This is a genomic window from Micromonospora ferruginea, from assembly GCF_013694245.2.
Classification (GTDB): Bacteria; Actinomycetota; Actinomycetes; order Mycobacteriales; family Micromonosporaceae; genus Micromonospora; species Micromonospora robiginosa.
On the sequence record NZ_CP059322.2, the window covers coordinates 2,478,828 to 2,502,706 of the forward strand.

Consider the following 23,879-nt stretch of genomic DNA (forward strand, 5'->3'; position numbering starts at 1 on the left):
TCAGGACTCGGAGCCGTCGAGGGCCAGCCGGATCAGGGTGTCGGTGTCGAGGTCGTCGAGGTCGACCTCCGCGCCGTCCGGCTCGGGCGCGGGACCGTCGGCGTCGGCGAGGCCGAGCAGCAGCTCCAGCAGCCCGGCCTCGCGGATGCGGGCGAGCGGGACGGTGGCCAGCGCCTGGCGTACCGCGGTCTCGGCCGGGTCGGCCGCCGACGTGCCCGACGCGTCGGGCAGCAGCGTGGCGCGCAGGTGGTCGGCCAGCGCCGTGGGGTCGGGGTGGTCGAAGACCAGCGTGGTGGGCAGCGCCAGGCCGGTGGCCCGGTTGAGCCGGTTGCGCAGCTCGACCGCGGTGAGCGAGTCGAAGCCGAGGTCCTTGAACGCCCGGCGGGGCTTGACCCGGTCCGGGCCGCCGTGGCCGAGCACCGCCGCCGCCTCGGCGCGGACCAGCTCGACGAGCCTGCGGTCCCGGTCCTCGGTGGACAGCTCGCGGATCTGGTCGCGCAGCGCGGCGCCGCCGTCGGCGGGGACCTCCGCGGCGGCGCGGATCGCCTGCCGGGCCTCGGGCAGGTCGGCCAGGAACGGCCGGGGACGGCTCGACGCGTACGCGGGGGCGAACGTCGCCCAGTCCACGTCGACCACGGTGAGGGTGGCGTCGCCGCGTCCGACCGCGACGCGCATGGCGTGCACCGCGTCGGCCGGGGCCATCGCCCGCAGGCCGCGTCGGGCCAGTTCCCGCTGCGCGTCGTCGGTGGCCATGCCGCCGTCGGCCCACGGCCCCCAGGCGACCGAGGTGGCGGCGAGGCCGCGGGCGTGCCGCCGCGCGGCCAGCGCGTCGAGGTGGGCGTTGCCGGCCGCGTAGCCGGCCTGCCCGCCGCTGCCCCACACCCCGGCGATGGAGGCGAACAGCACGAACGCGTCGAGCGGCCGGTCGCCGAGCAGTTCGTCGAGGTGCACCGCGCCGGCGGTCTTGCCGGTGGACACCCCGGCCAGCCGGTCCGGGTCGGTGTCGAGCAGCGGCGCCACGTCGTTGAGCCCGGCGGCGTGCACCACGGCGGTCAGCGGCGCGGGGTCGGCGTCGAGGCGGCCGAGCAGCGCGGCGACCGCGTCCCGGTCGGCGACGTCGCAGGCGGCCACGGTGACGCGTACGCCGAGCGCGGTCAGCTCGTCGCGCAGCTCGGCCGCGCCGGGGGCGGCGTCGCCGCGCCGGCTGGTGAGCACCAGGTGGTCCGCGCCGGCGCCGGCCGCCCAGCGGGCGACGTGCGCGCCGAGCGCGCCGGTGCCGCCGGTGACCAGGACCGTGCCGGTGGGCCGCCACCGGTCGGCGGCGGCCGGCGCGGCGGGGGTGGCGCGGACCAGCCGGCGCGCGTGCAGGCCGCCGGAGCGCAGCGCGAGCTGGTCCTCGTCGCCGCCGGCGGTGAGCGCGGCGGCGAGCCGGGCGGGTTCGATGGGGGTGTCACCGTCGCCGGCGGGCAGGTCGAGCAGGTTGACGCGCAGCCGGGGCAGTTCCAGCCCGGCGACCCGGGCCAGGCCCCAGAGGCCGCCCTGGGCGACGCCGTGCACCGGGTCGTCGCCGTCGACGGCGAGCGCGTCCCGGGTGAGGCACCACAGCGGCGGCGTGTCACCGGTGTCGTGCAGCGCCTGGATCAGCAGCAGCGTGGCGACGGTGCCGGCGGGCAGGCTCGGGTGCTCCGGGTGCGGCGCGTCGGTCAGGCCGAGCAGCGAGACCACGCCGTCGACCGGCCCGTCGGCGAGCGCCTTGCCGAGCGCGGCGGCGAGGTCGGTTCGGGTGGCGGTGGCCGGGTCCACGGTGACCGGGCGCAGCTCCGCGCCGGCCAGCGCGGCGGCGACGTCGGCGGTGGCGGGTTCGCCGGCCGGGCCGACGACCAGCCAGGCCCCGCCGGTGGCGGGCGGCCCGTCGAGGTCGAGCCGTTTCCAGGTGACCTGGTACGCCCACCGGTCGGCCGGGGCGCGCCGGGTGCGGGCCCGCCGCCAGGTGGTGAGCGCGGGCAGCGCCGGGGTGAGCGTGTCGAGGGCGTCGTCGGCGAGGTGACCGGCGAGCGCGGTGAGGTCGCCGCTCTCCACGGCGGCCCAGAACTCGGCGTCGGAGGCGTCGGCGCGGGTGGGCGTGTCAGGCCAGAACCGCTCGTGCTGGAACGCGTACGTGGGCAGGTCGACGCGGGTGGCGCCGGTGCCGGCGAACCAGGGCGTCCAGTCGACGCGGACGCCGTGCACGTGCAGCTCGGCCAGCCCGGCCAGCAGCGCCTCGGTCTCGTCCCGGTCCCGGCGCTGCGCGGCGACCGCCACCACCGTCTCGTCGTCGGCCAGGATCTCCGCCGCCAAAGCGGTGAGCACGCTCTGCGGGCCGATCTCCAGGAACGTGTCCGCCCCAGCAGCGTGCAGTGCGGCCACCCCGTCGGCGAACCGCACCGCCTCCCGCACGTGCCGCACCCAGTAGTCGGCGGTGACGATCTCGTCAGGCTCGGCCGGCGCGCCGGTCACGTTCGACACCACCGGCAACAGCGGCGCGGCGAAGCTCAACCCGTCGAGGACGGTACGGAACTCGGCGAGCATCGGCTCCATCAACGGACTGTGGAACGCGTGCGACACCGTCAACCGGCGGGTCCGCACGCCGCGCTCCCGCCAAGTCCGCTCGACCTCGTCCAGCGCGTCCACCGGCCCGGACACCACCACCGACGACGGCCCGTTGACCGCCGCGATCCCGAGGTCCGCCATGTCAGCGGCGTCTGTACGGCTCGCGTGGTCCGCGATCGACGCGGCCACCTCGGCCTCCGGGGCCGCGACCGCCAGCATCCCCCCGCCGGCAGGAAGCGCCTGCATCAACCGGCCCCGCGCCGCGACAAGCGCGCAGGCGTCGGCCAGCGACAACACACCCGCCACGTGAGCGGCGGTCACCTCACCGATCGAGTGCCCACCCACGAGGTCCGGGGTCACCCCGAACGACTCCACCAGGCGGAACAACGCCACCTCGACCGCGAACAACCCCGCCTGCGTGAACTCGGTCTGATTCAGCAGGTCACCGTCGCCGAACAGCACCGGCTTCAACGGCCGCGACAGCAGCGGATCAAGCTGCGCGCACACCTCGTCCACCGCGGCGGCGAACGCCGGGAACGCCTCGGACAGCTCCCGGCCCATGCCGGCGCGCTGCGCACCCTGTCCGGAGAACAGCACCGCCAGCCGCCCGCGCGGGCTGGACGGGCCGGTGGTCACCGCGCCGGAGGACGCGCCGCCGGCCAGCGCGCGCAGCGCGGCGAGCAGTCCGTCCCGGTCGGCGACGCCGAGCACGGCCCGCTGCTCCAGGGCCGGCCGGGTGGTGAACGCGGACCATCCGACGTCGGCCGGGCGCAGCGTCTCGTCGGCGGCGATCCAGCGTGCCCACCGGTCGGCCTGGGCGGCGAGCGCGGCGTCGGTGCGCGCGGACAGCAGCACCGGCACCGGCAGGTCTTCGACGCGTGCCGGAGCCGGGTCGACGCCGGCGGCCGGGTGGGCGTCGGCGCGGTCCGGCGTGCGGGCGCCGTGCCCCAGGTGCGTGTCGTCCGAGGTCACGGTCGACGGCTCCGGCGCGGGCGCCGGATGTTCGAGGATGACGTGGGCGTTGGTGCCGGAGATCCCGAACGACGACACCGCCGCCCGACGCGGCCGACCCACCGCAGGCCACGGCGTCGCCTCGGTCGCCAAACTGACCGCCCCGGCCGACCAGTCGATGTGCGGCGACGGCTCGTCCACGTGCAACGTCGGCGGCACAATCCCGTGCCGCATGGCCAGGACCATCTTGATGATCCCCGCCACGCCGGCCGCCGCCTGGGTGTGCCCGATGTTCGACTTCACCGACCCGAGCAACAGCGGCGTCGACCGCTCCTGCCCGTACGTCGCCAGCAGCGCCTGCGCCTCGATCGGATCCCCGAGCGTGGTGCCGGTGCCGTGCGCCTCCACCGCGTCCACATCCGACGTGGACAACCCCGCGTTCGCCAGCGCCTGCCGGATCACCCGCTGCTGCGACGGACCGTTCGGCGCGGTCAACCCGTTCGACGCGCCGTCCTGGTTGACCGCAGTCCCTCGCACCACCGCGAGGACCCGGTGGCCGCGACGTCGGGCGTCGGAGAGCCGTTCGACGAGCAGCATGCCGACGCCCTCGCCCCAACTCGTGCCGTCGGCACCGGCGGCGAACGACTTGCACCGCCCGTCGGGGGCGAGGCCGCGCTGGCGGGAGAAGCCGACGAACGCGCTGGGCGTGGCCATCACCGTCACGCCGCCCGCGAGGGCCAGGTCGCATTCCCCGGCCCGCAGCGCCTGCCCGGCGAGGTGCAGCGCGACGAGCGACGACGAGCAGGCGGTGTCGACGGTGACGGCCGGCCCTTCCAGCCCGAAGACGTACGCGACGCGGCCGGAGGCGACGCTGCCGGCGGTGCCGTTGACCAGGTAGCCCTCCAGCTCCTCGGAGGCGTCGAGCCGGCCGGCGTAGTCGTGATGGATGAGGCCGGCGAAGACTCCCGTGGTCGTGGTGCGGTCGTGCGGGTCGAGGCCGGCGGACTCGAACGCCTCCCACGAGGTCTCCAGCAGCAGCCGCTGCTGGGGGTCCATGGCCAGGGCCTCGCGCGGGCTGATGCCGAAGAACGCCGGGTCGAAGTCGGCGGCGCCGGGCAGGAAACCGCCGTACCGGGTGGTGGACGTGCCGGCGCGGTCGGCGTCCGGGTCGTAGAGCGCGTCGACGTCCCAGCCCCGGTCGGTGGGGAACTCGGCGATCCCGTCGCCGCCGGCGGCGATCAGGTCCCAGAGCTGGTCCGGGCTGGTGACGCCGCCGGGGAGCCGGCAGGCCATGCCGATGATGGCGATCGGATCGTCGCCGTCGGTGGCGGTGGCCCGGGTGGCGGTGGTGACGCCGGCCGGCCGGTGGCCGAGTCGTTCGTGCAGGTGCTCGGCGAGGCGTTCCGGGGTGGGGTGGTCGAAGACCAGCGTGGCGGGCAGCCGCAGCCCGGTGGCCGAGGCGAGCCGGTTGCGCAGCTCGACCGAGGTCAGCGAGTCGAACCCGAGGTCCTTGAACGCCCGCGCGCCGGGCACCGCCTGCGCCGAGGCGTGCCCGAGCACGGCCGCGGCCTGTGCCCGGACCAGTTCCACCAGCAGCGCGGTCGCCTCGTCCGGGGCCAGGCCGGCGAGCCGTTCGGTCAGGCCGGTGGTGGTGGCGTCCGTGGTGCGGGCCTGCCGGCGTCCGCCGGTGGGGGTGAGCAGGCGCAGCAGCGGCGGGAGTGGCTTCCGGTCGCCGGTGACCCGCAGCCGGGCGGCGACGACGGCGGGCAGCGGTTGCGTGGTGGCGACGTCGAGCAGCGCGCTGCCCTCGGCGGCGCCGAGGCCGGTCATGCCGATCCGGCCGAGTCGGTGCCGGTCGCCGGCGTCGAGCCGCCCGGCCATGCCGCCGGTGGCCCATGCGCCCCAGCCGATGCTGGTGGCCGGCAGTCCGGTGGCGTGGCGGTGGGTGGCGAGCGCGTCGAGGAACGCGTTCGCCGCGGCGTAGTTGCCCTGCCCGGGCGAGCCGAGCGTCGCCGCGATCGACGAGAACAGCACGAACGCGGACAGGTCGTGACCGGCGGTGGCCCGGTGCAGCGCCCACGCCGCGTCCACCTTGGGCCGCATCACCCGGTCGACGGCGTCGGCGTCCAGCGACGCGATGGTGGCGTCGGCGACCACGCCGGCGCAGTGGTACACCGCGGTCAGGTCCAACCCGGCCACCAACTCGGCCGCCCGCTTCGCATCGCCGAGATCCACCGCTACGGCGCGGACAGCGGCCCCACCCTTGGTCAGCTCCTCGACGAGCGCCGCGTAGGCCGGGTCGTCGGCCGGCGCACGGCGGGCCGCCAGCAGCAGGTTACGAGCGTGGCCGGTGGCGACGAGGTGCCGGGCGACGATCGCCGCGAGGGCGCCGGACGCGCCGGTGACCAGCGTGACCCGGTCCGGGTCGGCGGGCGCCGGCACGGTGAGCACGACCTTGCCGACGTGCCGGGCCTGGCTCAGGTGCCGCAACGCGGTCCGCGCCTGCCGCACGTCCCACGCCCGCACCGGCAGGGGCCGCAACGCGCCGCTGGTGAACAGCGCGAGCAGTTCGCCAAGCATCGCCCCGATCCGCTCGCCGCCGGCGTCGTTCAGGTCGAACGACCGGTAGGCGACGCCCGGATGTTCCCGCGCCACCACCTCCGGGTCGCGCAGGTCTGTCTTGCCCATCTCGACGAAGCGTCCGCCGCGCGGCAGCAGCCGCAACGACGCGTCCACGAACTCCCCCGCCAGGGCGTCCAACACCACGTCGACGCCGGCACCACCGCTGGCGGCGGCGAAGGCGCTCTCGAAGTCCGTGGTCCGCGACGACGCGATCCGCTCCGGGGCCACCCCCAGGCCCCGCACCGCGCCCCACTTGCCGGGGCTCGCCGTGGCATAGACCGTCGCGCCCAGATGGTGCGCGATCTGGATCGCCGCCATGCCGACCCCACCCGCGCCGGAGTGGATCAGCACCGACTCACCGGCCCGCAGATCCGCCAGGTCCCGCAACGCGTACCACGCGGTCAGGAACACCACCGGCACCGACGCCGCCTCGACGAACGACCACCCGTCCGGCACCCGCGCGATCCGGTCCCGCCGCGCCACCACCTCCGGACCGAACCCGGGCTCGAACAACCCGAACACCCGATCACCCACGGCCAACCCGGACACCCCCGGACCGACCTCCAGGACCACGCCGGCGCCCTCGCTGCCCATCACCGCCGACGCATCCGGATACATGCCGAGCGCGATCAACACGTCCCGGAAGTTCACCCCGGCCGCCCGCACCGCCACCCGCACCTCACCGGCCGCGAGCGGCGCCGGCCCGGCCGACACGATCTCGACGCCGTCGAGCGTGCCGGGTCGCGCGGCGGCGACGTGCCAGCCGCCCGCCGACGGCGGCGTCAGCTCCGCGTCGGCCGGGCGCACCAGCCGGGGTACGCACACCCGGTCACCGCGCAGCGCGAGCTGCCCGCCCACGGTGGTGGGGTCGGCCACCACGGCGGCCAGCACGCCGAGCGCGCGCCGGTCGAGGGCGGCGTCGGCGTCCACCAGCACGATCCGGTCGGGGTGTTCGGACTGCGCCGACCGCAGCAGCCCCCACACCGCCGCGGCGGCCGGGTCGACCGTCCGGTCGTCGTCGTCGCCGGTGCTCACCGCGCCCCGGGTCAGCACCACCAGCCGGGAGTCCGCGAGCGCGTCGGCGGACAGCCACGCCTGCACGCTCGCCAGCACCGTCGCCGTCAACGACCGCACCCGGCCCGGCAGGTCACCGTCGACGCCTGCCCCCTGGGCCGCCCGGTTCACCGCGCCCCCGGACACCACACCGGCCGACGCACCGGCAGCGCCACCCGCCGACGCACCGGCAGACGCACCGGCTGCGGCGTCTGCCGCGAGGCCGATCGGCAGCAGGATCGCGTCGGGGGTGGGTGTGCCGGCCTCGACGGCTGCCACCAGCGCCGCGACGTCCGGGAACGCCGGCACCGCCCCGGCCGGTTCGAGCCAGCCGGCGTGCGGGGATCCGGTGTTCAGCCGGGCCGCGCCTCGCCCGGTCGCCTTCCGGCTCCGGACCGGCCGGTCCGCGTCGGCGCCGGCCGGCCGTGCCGGGGCGAGCGCCGCCCAGGTCAGGTCCGCGTCGGCCGGCGGGATCTCCTCGACCGGCCAGGTCACCGCGTACAGCGAGCGGGGGCCGGCAGCCGGGGCGGGGGCGCCGGCCAGTTCGCGCAGTACCAGCGTGTCCACCGACACCACCGGCGCGCCGGTCTCGTCGACCGCCACCAGCCGGACGCCGGCGCCGGCGCGGGACAGCCGCACCCGCAGCAGCCGGGCGCCGGTGGCGTGCACCTGCACGCCCTCGAACGCGAACGGCACGCGCGGTCCGGTCGTCGCGTCGCCGCCCGGCAGCAGGCCGATCGGGTGCAGGGCGGCGTCCAGCAGCGCCGGGTGCACCGCGAACCCGGCGACCGGGCTGTCGGGGAGCGCCACCTCGGCGTACACCTCGTCGCGGCCGGTCCACGCCCGGCGCAGGCCCTGGAACGTCGGCCCGTAGGTGAGGCCGTGGCCGACGAGCGTCTCGTACCAGCCGGTCAGGTCCGTCTCGGTGACGCCGGCCGGCGGCCAGGCGGCGAGGCCAGGCTCGTCGGCGGCGGCCGGCTCCAGCACCGCCTCGGCGTGCCGGGTCCACTCCGCGTCCGGGTCGTCGTCCGGCTGGGCGTACACGGCGGCGTCCCGGCCGCCGGTGTCGTCGGCGGCGCCGACCCGCACCTGCACCCGGACACCGCCGGTGGCGGGCAGCACCAGCGGGGCGGTCACGGTGAGGTCGCGTACCCGGGGGGCGCCGACCTCGTCGCCGGCGCGCACCACCAGCTCGACCAGCGCGGTGCCGGGCAGCAGCACCGCGCCGGCCACGACGTGCTCGGCCAGCCAGGGTTGCGCGGACACCGCGAGCCGGCCGGTCAGCACCGTCTCGTCCGCGCCGGCCAGCCGCACCGCGGCGCCGAGCAGCGGGTGGCCGGGCGCGGCCAGCCCGGCGCCGGTCAGGTCACCGGCCCGCCAGCCGGTGGCGTCGGGCCAGAAGCGTCGCCGCTGGAACGGGTACGTGGGCAGGTCCAGCGGTGCCCCGGCGCCGGTCAGCGGCGTCCAGTCCACCGGCACGCCACCGGCGTACGCCTCGGCGAGCGCGGTGAGCAGCGCCGGTCCCTCGGTGCGGCCGGCGCGCAGTGTCGGCACGACCACCGGGGCCGCGTCGTCGCCGAGGCAGTCGCGGATCATGCCGGCGAGCACCCCGTCCGGCCCGACCTCCAGGTACGTGCCGACGTGGCGCCGCCGCAGGTCGGCGATGCCGTCGGCGAAGCGGACCGCGTCGCGGACGTGCCGCACCCAGTAGTCGGGGTCGCGCAGCGCGTCCGGTTCGGCGACGCGGCCGGTCAGGTTCGACAGCACCGGCAGGCGCGGCGGGTCGAGGGTGAGCCCGTCGACGACGGCCCGGAAGTCGGCCAGCATCGGCGCCATCAGCGGGCTGTGGAACGCGTGACTGACCCGCAGCCGGCGGGTCCGCACGCCCCGCTCCCGCCACTGGTGCGCCAGTTCGTCCAGCGCGTCCGACGCGCCGGAGACGACCACCGAGGACGGGCCGTTGACGGCGGCGACCCCGACCCGGTCGGCGTACCCGGCGAGCGCGGCGGTCACCTCGTCCTCGGGCGCGGCGACCGCGAGCATGCCGCCGCCGTCGGGCAGCGCCTGCATGAGCCGGCCGCGCGCGGTGACCAGCGCGGCGGCGTCGGGCAGGGACAGCACCCCGGCCACGTACGCGGCGGTGATCTCGCCGACGGAGTGCCCGCCGACCAGGTCGGGGGTGATGCCGAACGACTCGACCAGGCGGAACAGCGCCACCTCGACGGCGAAGAGCGCCGGCTGGGTGAACTCGGTGCGGTCCAGCAGCGCCGCCTCCGGGGCCCCTTCGGGCGCGAAGAGCACCGGGCGCAGCGGTCGGGGCAGCAGCGGGTCGAGGTGCCGGCAGACCTCGTCCAGCGCGGCGGCGAAGACCGGGAACGCCCGGTACGCCTCGCGGCCCATGCCGGGGCGCTGGGCGCCCTGCCCGGAGAAGAGGACGGCGAGCCGGCCGGTGCGGGCGGTGCCGCGTACCACGGTGGACGACGGCTCGTCGGCGGTGACGGCGGCCAGGCCGGCGAGCAGGCCGGACCGGTCGCGGGGCAGCAGCACGGCCCGGTGCTCGAACGCGGACCGTGCGGTGGCGAGCGCGTGGCCGAGGTCGGCCGGCGACACCGCCGGGTTCGCCTCGATCCAGGCGGCCAGCCGGTCGGCCTGGGCGCGCAGCGCTTCCGGGGTGCGGGCGGAGAGCACGCACGGGATGCCGAGGTCGCCGGTGACGGCGGGCGGCGTGGTGGGCGCCGGGGCCGGTTCGGGGGCCTGTTCCAGGATGGCGTGCACGTTGGTGCCGGAGATGCCGAACGAGGAGACGGCGGCGCGGCGGGGCCGGTCGACCGCCGGCCAGGGCGTCGTCGCGGTGGCCAGGGTGATCGCGCCGGCGGTCCAGTCGACGTGCGGGGACGGCTCGTCGGCGTGCAGGGTCGGCGGGACAATGCCGTGGCGCATGGCGAGGACCATCTTGATGATCCCGGCGACCCCGGCGGCGGCCTGGGTGTGCCCGATGTTCGACTTGACCGAGCCGAGCAGCAGCGGCGTGTCCCGGTCCTGCCCGTAGGTGGCGAGCAGCGCCTGCGCCTCGATCGGGTCGCCGAGGGCGGTGCCGGTGCCGTGCGCCTCCACCACGTCCACGTCGGCCGGGGACAGCCGCGCGTTGGCCAGCGCGGCCCGGATGACGCGCTGCTGGGACGGGCCGTTGGGGGCGGTGAGCCCGCTGCTGGCGCCGTCCTGGTTGACCGCGCTGCCGCGCAGCACGGCGAGGATCCGGCGGCCGTCGCGGCGGGCGTCGGAGAGGCGTTGCAGCAGCAGCATCCCGACGCCCTCGGCGAAGCCGGTGCCGTCGGCGTCGGCGCCGAACGCCTTGCACCGCCCGTCCGGGGACAGGCCGCGTTGCCGGGAGAACTCGGCGAGCATGCCGGGGGTGGACATGACCGTCACGCCGCCGGCCAGCGCCAGCCCGCACTCCTGCTGGCGCAGCGCCTGGGCGGCCAGGTGCAGCGCGACCAGCGACGAGGAGCAGGCGGTGTCGACGGTGACCGCCGGGCCTTCCAGTCCGAGCAGGTAGGAGATTCGGCCGGAGGCGACGCTGCCGGCGCTGCCGTTGCCCACGTACCCGTCGAGGTCGTCGTCGGCGCCGACGGCGGTGCCGGCGTAGTCGTGGTAGATCAGGCCGACGTAGACGCCGGTGCTGCTGCCCCGGATGCCGGCCGGGTCGACGCCGGCCCGTTCCAGCGCCTCCCACGAGGTCTCCAGCAGCAGCCGCTGCTGCGGGTCCATGGCGAGCGCCTCGCGCGGGTTGATGCCGAAGAACGCGGCGTCGAAGTCGGCGGCGTCGTAGAGGAAGCCGCCGTGCCGGGGCGCGGGGCGGTCGTCGCCGTCGCCCAGGCCGGCGAGGTCCCAGCCCCGGTCGGTGGGGAACGGCGCGATCGCGTCCGCGCCGCCGGTGACCAGGTCCCACAGGTCCTCGGGGCTGCGGACGTCGCCGGGGAAGCGGCAGGCCATGCCGACCACGGCGATCGGCTCGTCGACGGCGGTGGTCGCGGTGACGGCCGGCGTGGCGGCGGGTGCGGTCCGGCCGCCGATCTCCCGGTCGAGGTGCTCGGCGAGCACGACCGGGGTGGGGTGGTCGAACGCCACGGTGGCGGGCAGTCGCAGCCCGGTGGCGGCGGCGAGCCGGTTGCGCAGCTCCACCGAGGTCAGCGAGTCGAAGCCGAGTTCCTTGAACGGGCGGTGCGGGTCGACGCCGTCGGCGGACCGGTGGCCGAGCACCGCGGCGACGCTGCCGGCGACCAGGTCGAGGAGCTGGTTGTGCCGGGCGGCGGGGCTGAGCGTCGCGAGCCGGTCGGCCAGCGACAGGTCCCCTCCGGTACGCGCGGCGGCCCGCCGCCGGGCCGGGCGGATCAGGTCGCGCAGCAGCTCCGGTACGCGGCTCGGGTCGGCGCCGGCCGGCACGTTCATGAGCACGGCGTGCGCGCCGCCGTGCCGCCGGGCGGCGTCGAGCAGCGCGAGCCCTTCGGCGTCGGTGAGCGGGGCGCTGCCGGCGCGGATGGCGCGCCGGTGCTCGCCGTCGTCGAGGTGGGCGGTCATGGTGCTGGTGGTGGCCCAGAGTCCCCAGGCGAGGCTGGCCGCCGGCAGCCCGGTCGCCCGGCGGTGGGCGGCGAGCGCGTCGAGGAACGCGTTCGCGGCGGCGTAGTTGCCCTGCCCGGGTGAGCCGAGCGTGGCCGCGACGGAGGAGAACAGCACGAACTCCGCCAGGTCGTGCCCGGCGGTGGCCTGGTGCAGCGCCCACGCGGCGTCCACCTTGGGCCGCAGCACCCGTTCGACGGCGCCGGCGTCCAGCGAGGTGACGGTGGCGTCGGCGATCGTGCCGGCGCAGTGGTACACGGCGGTCAGGTCGACGCCTGCCACCAGCTCGGCGGCCCGGCCGGGTTCGGTCAGGTCGACCGGGACGGCGTGGACCGTGGCCCCGGCGTCGGTCAGCGCGGCGACCAGCGCCGCGTACGCCGGGTCGTCGGCCGGGGACCGGCGGGCGGCGAGCAGCAGGTTGCGGGTCCGGCCGGTGGCGACGAGGTGCCGGGCGACGATGCCGGCGAGGGTGCCGGACGCGCCGGTGACCAGCGTGACCCGGTCCGGGTCGGCGGGCACGGGCACGGTGAGCACGACCTTGCCGACGTGCCGGGCCTGGCTCAGGTGCCGCAGCGCGGTCCGCGCCTGCCGCACGTCCCAGGTGCGGGTGGGCAGCGGCGTCAGGGCGCCAGTTTCGAACAGGTCGAGCAGTTCGGTGAGCATCCCGCCGAGGCGTTCGCCACCGGCCCCGTTGAGTTCGAACGCCCGGTAGGTGACGCCGGGGTGCTGGGCGGCGACCGCGTCCGGGTCGCGGACGTCGGTCTTGCCCATCTCCACGAACCGGCCGCCGCGCGGCAGCAACCGCAACGACGCGTCCACGAACTCCCCCGCCAGGGCGTCCAACACCACATCCACCCCGGCGCCGCCACTCGCGGCGGCGAACGACCGCGCGAACTCCGTCGTCCGCGACGACGCGATCCGCTCGTCCGCCACGCCCAGGCTCCGCAACGTGTCCCACTTCGCGGGGCTGGCCGTGGCGTAGACCGTCGCACCGAGGTGCCGGGCGATCTGGATCGCGGCCATCCCGACCCCACCGGTCCCCGAGTGGATCAGCACCGACTCACCGGCACGCAGGTCAGCCAGGTCCCGCAACGCGTACCACGCGGTCAGGAACACCACCGGCACCGACGCCGCCTCGACGAACGACCACCCGCCCGGCACCCGCGCGATCCGATCCCGCCGCGCCACCACCTCCGGACCGAAACCCGGCTCGAACAACCCGAACACCCGGTCACCCACCGCCAGCCCGGACACCCCCGGACCGACCTCCCGCACCACCCCGGCACCCTCACTGCCCAGCACCGCCGACACGTCCGGATACATCCCCAAGGCGATCAACACGTCGCGGAAGTTCACCCCGGCCGCCCGCACCGCCACCCGCACCTCACCTGCGGCGAGCGGCAGCGTGTCGGTCGGTCGGAGGGCGACGCCGTCGATGGTGCCGGGCGCGACGGCCGCCACGTGCCAGCGTTCGGTGGACGGGACGAGCCGGTCGCCGGCCGGGCGGACCACGCGCGGGACGAGCACGTCGCCGTCGCGCAGCGCGACCTGCCCGCCGGCCGGCGCGGCGGCCAGCAGCGCCAGCGCGTCGGCGTCGGGTGCGCGGTCGAGGTCGGCCAGCACGATCCGGCCCGGGTGCTCCGACTGCGCGGACCGCAGCAGCCCCCACGCGGCGGCGCCGGCCAGGTCGGCGATCCGGTCACCGTCGCGGGCCGCCGTGGCGCCCCGGGTGGTCACCACCAGCCGGGAGTCGGCCAGCGCGTCGGCGGCCAGCCAGGTCCGCACCGCCGCCAGCACCGCGAGCGTCACCGACCGTACCCGGTCCGGCAGGTCCCCACCGGCCGCGGTCTCCCCGTCGGTGGTCGCGCCGCCCCGGCCGGTCGGCGGGGGCAGGATCGGTAGCAGCACCGCGTCGGGGGCCGGCGCGCCGGCCTCGACGGCGGCCACCAGCGCGGCCACGTCGGAATGGGTCGTGCCGACCGGGGCGTCCGGGTCGCCGGTCGTGTCGTCGTCGCGGTGCGCCGCGTCCGGGCCGGTGATCCCGGCCAGCACCGCCCAGGCCGTCGGCCCGTCCGCCGGCGTGACGTCCCGCGTCGACCAGGCCACCTCCAGGACGGACCGGTCGGCGGCGGCCGGCACGGCGGACGCGCCCAACTCCTTGAGCACCAGCTCGTCCACCGACACCACGGGCGCGCCGGTCTCGTCGGCGGCGACCAGGCGCACCGTGTCGCCGGCGCGGGACAGCCGGACCCGCAGCGCCGCCGCGCCGGCCGCGTGCACCTGCACGCCGCCGAACGTGAACGGCACCCGAGGTCCGGGCGTCGCGTCCCCGCCCGACAGCAGGCCGATCGCGTGCAGCGCGGCGTCGAGCAGCGCCGGGTGCACCTCGAACCGGCCGGCGCGGTCGGCCGGCCCGTCCGGCAGGGCGACCTCGGCGCAGACGGCGCCGTCGACGGTCCAGGCCCGGCGCAGGCCCCGGAACGCCGGCCCGTACGCCAGGCCGTGCCCGGCGAGCGTGTCGTACCAGCCGGTGAGGTCCACCTCGGACGCGCCCGCCGGGGGCCAGGTGTCGAGCGTGGACTCCTCGGCGGTGGCCGGTTCCAGCACGCCCTCGGCGTGCCGGGTCCACCCGTCGTCGGCGACCCCGTCGGGTTGCGCGTGCACGGTCACCGGGCGGGCGCCCGCGTCGTCGGGCGCGCCGACGCGCACCTGCACCCGGACCGCGCCGGTGTCCGGCAGGGCCAGCGGGGCGACGAGCGTCAGCTCGCGTACCCGGGCGGCGCCGACCTCGTCGCCGGCCCGGACCGCCAGCTCGACCAGCGCGGTGCCGGGCAGCAGCACGGTGCCGGCGACCGCGTGGTCGGTCAGCCACGGCTGCGCCGCCAGCGAGAGCCGGCCGGTCAGCACCACCTCGTCGGCGTCGGCCAGCCGGACCGCGGCGCCGAGCAGCGGGTGCCCGGCGGCGCCGAGGCCGGCGCCGGTGACGTCGCCGCCGTGCGTCGTGCCCGGTTCGGGCCAGAACCGTTCCCGCTGGAACGCGTACGGGGGCAGGTCCACCCGACCGCTCCCGGAGCCGGCGAAGACGGCCGCCCAGTCGACCGGTACGCCCGCGGTGTGCAGGCCGCCGAGCGCGGTGAGGAGCTGGCGGGGGCCGTGTTCGTCGCGGCGCAGCGAGCCGACGACCACGCCGGTCGTCCCGGCGGTCGTCCGGTCGAGCGCGTCCTGCACCACGACCTTGAGCACCGGGTGCGGGCTGATCTCGACGAACGCCCGGTGACCGGTGTCGATGAGCGCGTCCACGACCGGCGCGAGGCGGACCGGTTCGCGCAGGTTGCGGAACCAGTAGCCGGCGTCCAGCTCGGTGGTGTCGATCGGCTCGCCGGTGACGGTGGAGTGGAACACCACCCGGCTCGGGCGCGGTTCGAGCGTGCCGAGCGCGTCGGCCAGCTCGTCGCGGACCGCGTCGACGTGCGCGCAGTGCGAGGCGTAGTCGACGGCGATCCGCCGGGCCCGCAGGTCGCGGTCGGCGGCGACGGCGAGCAGCTCGTCGACGGCGTCCGCGTCGCCGGAGACGACGGTGACGGTGGCGCCGTTGAGGGCGGCGACGCCGAGCCGGTCGCCCCAGGGCGCGACGAGGTCGGCGGTGTCGGCGGCGGAGAGCGGCACGGAGACCATGCCGCCCCGGCCGGAGAGGGCGAGCAGCGCCCGGCTGCGGGCCACCACGAGTCGCATCGCGTCGGGCAGGGTGAGCGCGCCGGCCACGCACGCGGCGGCGATCTCGCCCTGCGAGTGGCCGATCACCGCGTCCGGGCGTACGCCGCAGGAGCGCCACACCTCCGCGAGGGACACCATCACGGCGAACAGCAGCGGCTGCACCACGTCGACCCGGTCCAGCGGTGGGGCGTCGGGCGCGCCGCGCAGCACGTCCTCGGGCGTCCAGTCGACCAGCCCGGCCAGCTCGGCCGCGCACTCGCGCATCCGGTCCCGGAACACCGGCGAGCTGTCCAGCAGGTCGAGCGCCATGCCGGGCCACTGGGAGCCCTGGCCGGGGAAGACGAAGACGACCTTCGGCGTACCGTCGGCGGGGGTGGCCGGCGGCGCGGCGTCGGCGAGCGCGGCGAGCGCGTCGGTGCGGCCGGCGGCGACGGTGACCTGCCGGTACGGGTGCTGGGCCCGGTCGGTGGCGAGGGACCGGCCGACGTCGACCAGGTCCAGGTCGGGGTGGGCGTCGAGGTGCTCACGCAGCCGGGCGGCTTGGGCGGGCAGCGCGCGGGCGCCACGGGCGGAGAGCAGCAGCGGCACGGCGTCGGCGGAGACCAGGCCGGGGCCGGCGGCGGGCGCGGGGCCGGCCGGCGGCGCGGCGGGTGCGGCCTCGATGACGGCGTGCGCGTTGGTGCCGGAGATGCCGAACGAGGAGACGGCGGCGCGGCGGGGCCGGTCGACGACCGGCCAGGGCGCGGTGTCCGTGACGAGGGTGACCGCGCCGGCGGTCCAGTCGATGTGCGACGAGGGCGCGTCCACGTGCAGCGTCGGCGGCACCACGCCGTGCCGCATGGCGAGGACCATCTTGATGATCCCGGCGACGCCGGCGGCGGCCTGGGTGTGGCCGATGTTCGACTTGATCGAACCGAGCAGCAGCGGCCGGTCGGCGGGCCGGTCCTGCCCGTACGTGGCGAGCAGCGCCTGCGCCTCGATCGGGTCGCCGAGCGTGGTGCCGGTGCCGTGCGCCTCGACCACGTCCACGTCGGCCGGGGACAGCCGCGCGTTGGCCAGCGCGGCCCGGATGACCCGCTGCTGCGAGGGGCCGTTCGGCGCGGTGAGGCCGTTGGACGCGCCGTCGGAGTTGATCGCGGTGCCGCGGACCACGGCGAGGACGCGGTGCCCGTCGCGGTGCGCGTCGGCGAGGCGCTGCACCAGTAGGATGCCGGCGCCCTCGCCCCAGCCGGTGCCGTCCGCGCCGGCGGCGAACGCCTTGCACCGGCCGTCCGGGGCCAGGCCGCCCTGGCGGGAGAACTCGGAGAACATGCCGGGCGTGGCCATCAGCGCCACACCACCGGCGAGCGCCAGGTCGCACTCGCCGGAGCGCAGCGCCTGCGCGGCCAGGTGCAGCGCGACCAGCGACGACGAGCAGGCGGTGTCGACGGTGACGGCCGGGCCTTCCAGGCCGAACGTGTAGGCGAGCCGGCCGGAGGCGACGCTGCCGGCGGTGCCGGTGAGCAGGTGCCCTTCGAGCCCTTCGGCGCCGTCGGCGGCGTAACCGGAGGAGGCGGCGCCGACGAAGACGCCGGTGGCGCTGCCGGCGCGGGTGGCCGGGTCGATGCCGGCGGACTCGAAGGCCTCCCACGCGGTCTCCAGCAGCAGCCGCTGCTGCGGGTCCATGGCCAGCGCCTCGCGGGGGCTGATGCCGAAGAACGCCGGGTCGAAGTGGCCGGCGTCGGCGAGGAAGCCGCCGTGGCGGGTGGTGGACGTGCCGGCCCGGTCGGTGTCCGGGTCGTAGAGCGCGTCGAGGTCCCAGCCCCGGTCGGCAGGGAACCCGCCGATCGCGTCGCCGCCGGCGGCGACCAGGTCCCACAACTGCTCGGGGGTGGCGATGCCGCCGGGATAGCGGCAGGCCATGCCGATGACGGCGAGCGGTTCGTCGGCGCGGGCCGGCCCGGTGGTGCGGGTGGCCGGCGCGGCGGGACCGGCGGCGGCGAGTTGCCCGTGCAGCAGGCCGGCGACGCGTTCCGGGGTGGGGTGGTCGAAGACCAGCGTGGCGGGCAGCCGCAGCCCGGTGGTCGAGGCGAGCCGGTTGCGCAGTTCGACCGAGGTCAGCGAGTCGAATCCGAGGTCCTTGAACGCCCGCGTGCCGGGCACCGCCTGCGCGGACGCGTGTCCGAGCACGGCCGCGGCCTGGGCCCGGACCAGGTCGACCAGCAGCGCGGTGGCCTCGTCGGGGGCCAGGCCGGCGAGCCGTTCGGCCCAGCCGCTGTCGCCGCCGGTGGACCGCGCGGCGCGGCGGGCACCGGTGCGGGCCAGGCCGCGCAGGATCGCCGGGTAGCGGTCGGCGTCGCCGGCGAGCCGCAGCGTGGCCGCGGCGACGGCGGGCCGGGCGCGGCGGGTGGCGGCGTCGAGCAGGGCGGCGCCCTCGGTGGCGGTGAGCGGGGTCATGCCGAGGCGGCGCAGCCGGCGCGCGTCGTCCCGGTCGAGGTGGGCGGTCATCGCGCTGTCGGTGGCCCACATGCCCCAGCCGATGCTGGTGGCGGGCAGCCCGTTGGCGTGGCGGTGGGCGGCCAGCGCGTCGAGGTACGCGTTCGCGGCGGCGTAGTTGCCCTGCCCCGGTGAGCCGAGCGTCGCCGCGAACGAGGAGAACAGCACGAACGCGGACAGGTCATGGCCGGCGGTGGCCCGGTGCAGCGCCCACGCGGCGTCCACCTTGGGCCGCAGCACTCGGTCGACGGCGTCGGCGTCCAGCGACGCGATCGTCGCGTCGGCGACTACACCCGCACAGTGGTAGACGGCGGTGAGGTCGAGCCCGGCCACCACCTCGACCACCCGGTCCGCGTCACCGAGATCGACGGCAACGGCCCGGACGGTCGCGCCGGCCTCGGTCAACTCGTCGACGAGCGCCGCGTAGGCCGGGTCGTCGGCCGGGGACCGGCGGGCGGCCAGCAACAGGTTGCGCGACTGTCCGGAAGCGACCAGGTGCCGGGCGACGATGCCCGCGAGCGCGCCGGACGCGCCGGTCACCAGCGTGACCCGCTCCGAATCGACCGGCGCCGGCACGGTGAGCACCACCTTGCCGACGTGCCGGGCCTGGCTCAGGTGCCGCAACGCGGTCCGCGCCTGCCGCACGTCCCACGCCCGCACCGGCAGCGGCGACAACGCACCGCGTTCGAACAGCGCCAGCAGCTCGCCGAGCATCGCCCCGATGCGCGCCCCGCCGGCGTCGTTCAGGTCGAACGACCGGTACGCCACGCCCGGATGTTCCCGCGCCACCACCTCCGGGTCGCGCAGGTCCGTCTTACCCATCTCGATGAAGCGTCCGCCGCGCGGCAGCAACCGCAGCGACGCGTCCACGAACTCACCGGCCAGGGCGTCCAACACCACGTCCACCCCGGCACCATCGCTGGCGGCGGCGAAAACGCCCTCGAACTCCGTGGTCCGCGACGACGCGATCCGCTCCGGGGCGACGCCCAGACCCCGCACCGTGTCCCACTTGGCCGGGCTGGCCGTGGCGTAGACCGTCGCGCCCAGATGGTGCGCGATCTGGATCGCCGCCATCCCCACCCCACCCGCACCGGAGTGGATCAGCACCGACTCACCGGCACGCAGGTCAGCCAGGTCCCGCAACGCGTACCAGGCGGTCAGGAACACCAGCGGCACGGACGCCGCCTCGGTGAACGACCAGCCGGCCGGGACGCGGGCCACCCGCTCGCGGGCGGCGAGCACCTCCGGGCCGAAGCCCGGCTCGAACATGCCCAGGACCCGGTCGCCGGGGGCCAGGTCGGTGACGTCCGGGCCGACCGCCAGGACCACGCCGGCGCCCTCGCTGCCCATCCGGGCGGCCGGGTCGGGATACATGCCGAGCGCGATCAGCACGTCGCGGAAGTTCACGCCGGTGGCCCGCACCGCGATGCGGACCTGGCCGGGGCCGGGCTCGGCGACCGACGCCCGCACCGGTGCGACGCCGTCGAGCGTGCCGGGCGCGACCGCCGCGAGATGCCACGGCCCGTCCGGCGGGCTCAGCTCGTCGTCGGCCGGGCGCGCCAACCGGGGTACGCGCACCGCGTCACCACGCAACGCCACCTGACCGCCGGTCGACGCCGGGTCGGCGACCACCCCGGCCAGCGCCGACAGCGCCTCGGCGTCCGGCTCGCGGTCCAGGTCGGCCAGCACGATCCGGCCCGGGTGCTCGGACTGCGCCGAGCGCAGCAGCCCCCACACCGCCGCGCCGGTCAGGTCGGTGACCCGGTCGTCGTCGATGGCGGCGACCGCGCCCCGGGTGAGCACCACCAGGCGCGAGTCGGCGAGCGCGTCCGCGGCCAACCAGTCCTGGAGGGTCCCCAGCACGGCGGTGGTCACCGCGCGGACCCGGTCCGGCAGGCCGGCACCGTCACCGGTCACGGCTGCCGTCGCGCCCGCGTCGCCGGTGGGACGGGCGTCGGCGGGCCCGTCGCCGGTGGGAGGACGGTCGTGGGTGGAACGCTCGTCGGCCGGGTCGGTGGGCACCCGCAGCAGCACGGCCCCCGGGTCCGGGGCGCCGGCCGCCACGGCGGCGACGAGCGCCGCCACGTCCGGATACTCCGCTACGTCACCGCTGCCGGACGCCGACGCGCCGGACCCGGCGAGGTCGGCCGGGTCCTCGTCGGTCGTCCGCAGCGCCGCCCACACCGGCGCGGTGGCCGGCGCGGGGACCTCCTCGACCGGCCAGGTCAGCGCGTACAGCGACCGGTCGGCGGCGGTCACCGGCGCGGCGCCGGAGAACTCCCGCAGCGTCACCGCGTCCACCGAGACCACCGGCGCGCCGGCGGCGTCCACCGCGACCAGCCGCACCGACGCGCCGGCGCGGGTCAGCCGCACCCGCAGCACCCGGGCGCCGGCGGCGTGCATCTGCACGCCCTCGAACGCGAACGGGACCCGGGGGCCGTCGCCGGTGCCGGCGTCGAGCAGGCCGATCGGGTGCAGGGCCGCGTCGAGCAGCGCCGGGTGCACGCCGAAGCCGGTCGGGTCGGCCCCGTCGGGGAGCGTCACCTCGGCGTACGCCTCGTCGGGGCCGGAGAGGACCCGGCGCACGCCCCGGAACACCGGCCCGTACGTCAGGCCGTGCGCGGCGAACGCGTCGTACCAGCCGGCGACGTCCACCTCGGACGCCCCGGCGGGCGGCCACGCGCCGATCGAGGGCTCCTCGGCGGCGGCCGGCTCCAGCAGGCCCTCGGCGTGCCGCACCCACTCGGCGTCCGGGTCGTCGTCGGGCTGGGCGTGCACGGTCACCGGCCGGGCGCCGGCGTCGTCGGCGGCGCCGACCCGCACCTGCACCCGGACCGCGCCGGCGGCCGGCAGGGTGAGCGGGGCGGCCACGGTCAGCTCGCGGATCCGGCCGGCGTCGACCTCGTCGCCGGCGCGCACCACCAGCTCCAGCAGCGCGGTGCCGGGCACCACCACCGCGCCGGCGACCACGTGGTCGGCCAGCCACGAGTGGGTGGATCGGGACAGCCTCCCGGTGAGCACCACCTCGTCGTCCCCGGCGAGCCGGACGGCGGCGCCGAGCAGCGGATGCCCGGCCACGCCGAGTCCGGCCCCGGACACGTCCCCGACCTGCCAGGCCGGCGCGTCCGGCCAGAACCGTGCCCGCTGGAACGCGTACGTGGGCAGGTCGACCGGTCGGGCGCCGATGTCGGCGAACCAGGGCGTCCAGTCGACGGGTACGCCGTGCGTGTGCAGCTCGGCCAGCGCCGCGAGCAGCGCCTCGGTCTCGGTGCGGTCGCGCCGCTGGGTGGCGACGGTGAGCACCCCGTCGGTGTCGGGCAGCGCCTCGGCGGTGAGCGCGGTGAGCACGCTGCGCGGGCCGATCTCCAGGAACGTGTCCGCGCCGGCGTCGCGCAGCGCGGTCACGCCGTCGGCGTAGCGGACCGCCTCGCGGACGTGCCGCACCCAGTAGTCGGGGGTGCGCAGGTCGTCGCCCTCGGCGAGCGCGCCGGTCAGGTTGGACACCACCGGCCGGGTCGGCGCGGCGAAGCTCAGCCGGGCCAGCACCGCGCGGAAGCGGTCCAGCATCGGCTCCATCAGCGGGCTGTGGAACGCGTGCGACACGGCGAGCCGCCGCACCCGCACGTCCTGCCCGGTCCAGCGTGCGGCCAGCTCGTCCAGCGCGTCGGCCGCCCCGGAGACGACCACCGACGACGGGCCGTTGACCGCGGCGATCCCGACCCGGTCGGCGTAGCCGTCCAGGTCGGCGCGGACCCGCTCCTCGCCGGCGGCGACGGCGAGCATGCCGCCACCGGCGGGCAGCGCCTGCATCAGCGCACCCCGGGCGGCCACCAGCAGGCAGGCGTGCTCCAGCGACAGCACGCCGGCCAGGTGCGCGGCGGTGACCTCGCCGATGGAGTGACCGGCCAGCAGGTCCGGGGTGACGCCGAACGACTCGACCAGGCGGAACAGCGCCACCTCGACGGCGAACAGGCCAGCCTGGGTGAAGGCGGTCTGGTCCAGCAGGTCACCGTCGTCGAACAGCACCTCCTTCAGCGGCCGGGGCAGCGCCCGGTCCAGGTGCGCGCACACCTCGTCCAGCGCGGCGGCGAACACCGGGAACTGCGCGTACAGCTCCCGGCCCATGCCGGCGCGTTGCGCGCCCTGCCCGGAGAACAGCATCGCGGTGGGGCCGCGGTCGGTCGCCTCGCCGGTGACCAGCGTGCCGGACGGTTCGCCGGCGGCCAGCGCGCGCAGCGCGGCCCGCAGGCCGTCCGGGTCGCCGGCGGTGAGCACGGCCCGCCGGTCCAGCGCGGTCCGGGTGGTGACCGACGCGTACGCCACGTCCCGCACCCGGGGTGCGGGGTCGGCGTCCAGCCAGGACGCCCAGCGGCCGGCCTGGGCGGCGAGCGCGGCCGGGTCGGCGGCGGAGAGCAGCACCGGCACCACCGGCCGGTTGACGGTGGCGGTCGGCTCGGGCGCCGGCTCGGGCGCCGGGGCCTCCTCGATGACCAGGTGGGCGTTGGTGCCGCTCATGCCGAACGAGGAGACGGCGGCCCGGCGGACCCGGTCCGGGTCGGCCGGCCACGGCCGGGGCTCGGTGAGCAGCGCCACCGCGCCGGCCGACCAGTCCACGTGCGGGGTGGGCTCGTCGGCGTGCAGCGTGGCGGGGAGCAGGCCGTGGCGCAGCGCCAGCACCATCTTCATCACGCCGGCGACGCCGGCGGCGGCCTGGGTGTGGCCGAGGTTCGACTTGAGCGAGCCGAGCCGCAGCGGCCGGTCGGCGTCCCGGTCCCGGCCGTACGTGGCGAGCAGCGCCTGCGCCTCGATCGGGTCGCCGAGCGTGGTGCCGGTGCCGTGCGCCTCGACCGCGTCGACGTCGGCCGGGGTGAGGCCGGCGTTGGCCAGGGCCTCCCGGATGACGCGCTGCTGGGCGGGGCCGTTCGGGGCGGTGAGCCCGCTGCTGGCCCCGTCGGAGTTGACCGCGCTGCCCCGGATCACGGCCAGCACCGGGTGGCCGTTGCGGCGGGCGTCGCTGAGCCGTTCCACCAGCACCAGGCCGGCGCCCTCGGCCCAGCCGGTGCCGTCGGCGGCGGCGGAGAACGCCTTGCACCGCCCGTCGGCGGCGAGGCCGCGCTGGCGGGAGAACTCGACGAAGCCGCCCGGGGTGGCCATCACGCTGGCCCCGCCGGCGACGGCCAGCGTGCATTCGCCGTCGCGCAGCGCCTGCGCGGCCAGGTGCAGCGCGACGAGCGACGACGAGCAGGCGGTGTCGATGGTGACGGCCGGCCCTTCCAGGCCGAACGTGTAGGCGAGGCGGCCGGAGATGACGCTGGCGGCGGTGCCGGTCAGCACGTACCCCTCGACGCCGGCGGGCAGCCGGCGCAGCACCGACGCGTAGTCCTGTCCGGCGGTGCCCACGAACACGCCGGTGCGGCTGCCGCGCAGCGTGCCGGCGTCGATGCCGGCCCGTTCGAACACCTCCCAGGTGGTCTCCAGCAGCAGCCGCTGCTGCGGGTCCATGGCGAGTGCCTCGCGTGGGCTGATGCCGAACGGGGTGGGGTCGAAGTGGCCGGCGTCGGTGAGGAAGCCGCCCCGGTCGCTGTACGAGGTGCCCTGGTGGTCCGGATCCGGGTCGTAGAGGTCGGCCAGGTCCCAGCCGCGGTCGGTGGGGAACGGTCCGGTGGCGTCGGTGCCGGCGGCGACCAGGTCCCAGAGCTGTTCCGGGGTGGTCACGCCGCCGGGGAACCGGCCGGCCATGGCCACCACGGCGATCGGTTCGGGCTCCTCCAGCTCGCGCAGGCGCCGGTGCGCCTGACGGAGCTCGGTGGTCACCCACCTGAGGTGTTCGAGAAGCTTCTCTTCGTCCGCCATGATCC

General features: G+C 77.2%; 1 protein-coding gene. It reads right to left on the reverse strand.

Going from position 1 to position 23,879, the window contains the following annotated elements; all coding sequences use genetic code 11:
* Nucleotides 1-23,835, reverse strand: a complete 23,835-nt coding sequence (locus tag H1D33_RS10565; RefSeq protein WP_349255163.1) for a type I polyketide synthase — start codon at nucleotides 23,833-23,835, stop codon at nucleotides 1-3.
* Nucleotides 23,836-23,879 lie beyond the last annotated feature (44 nt).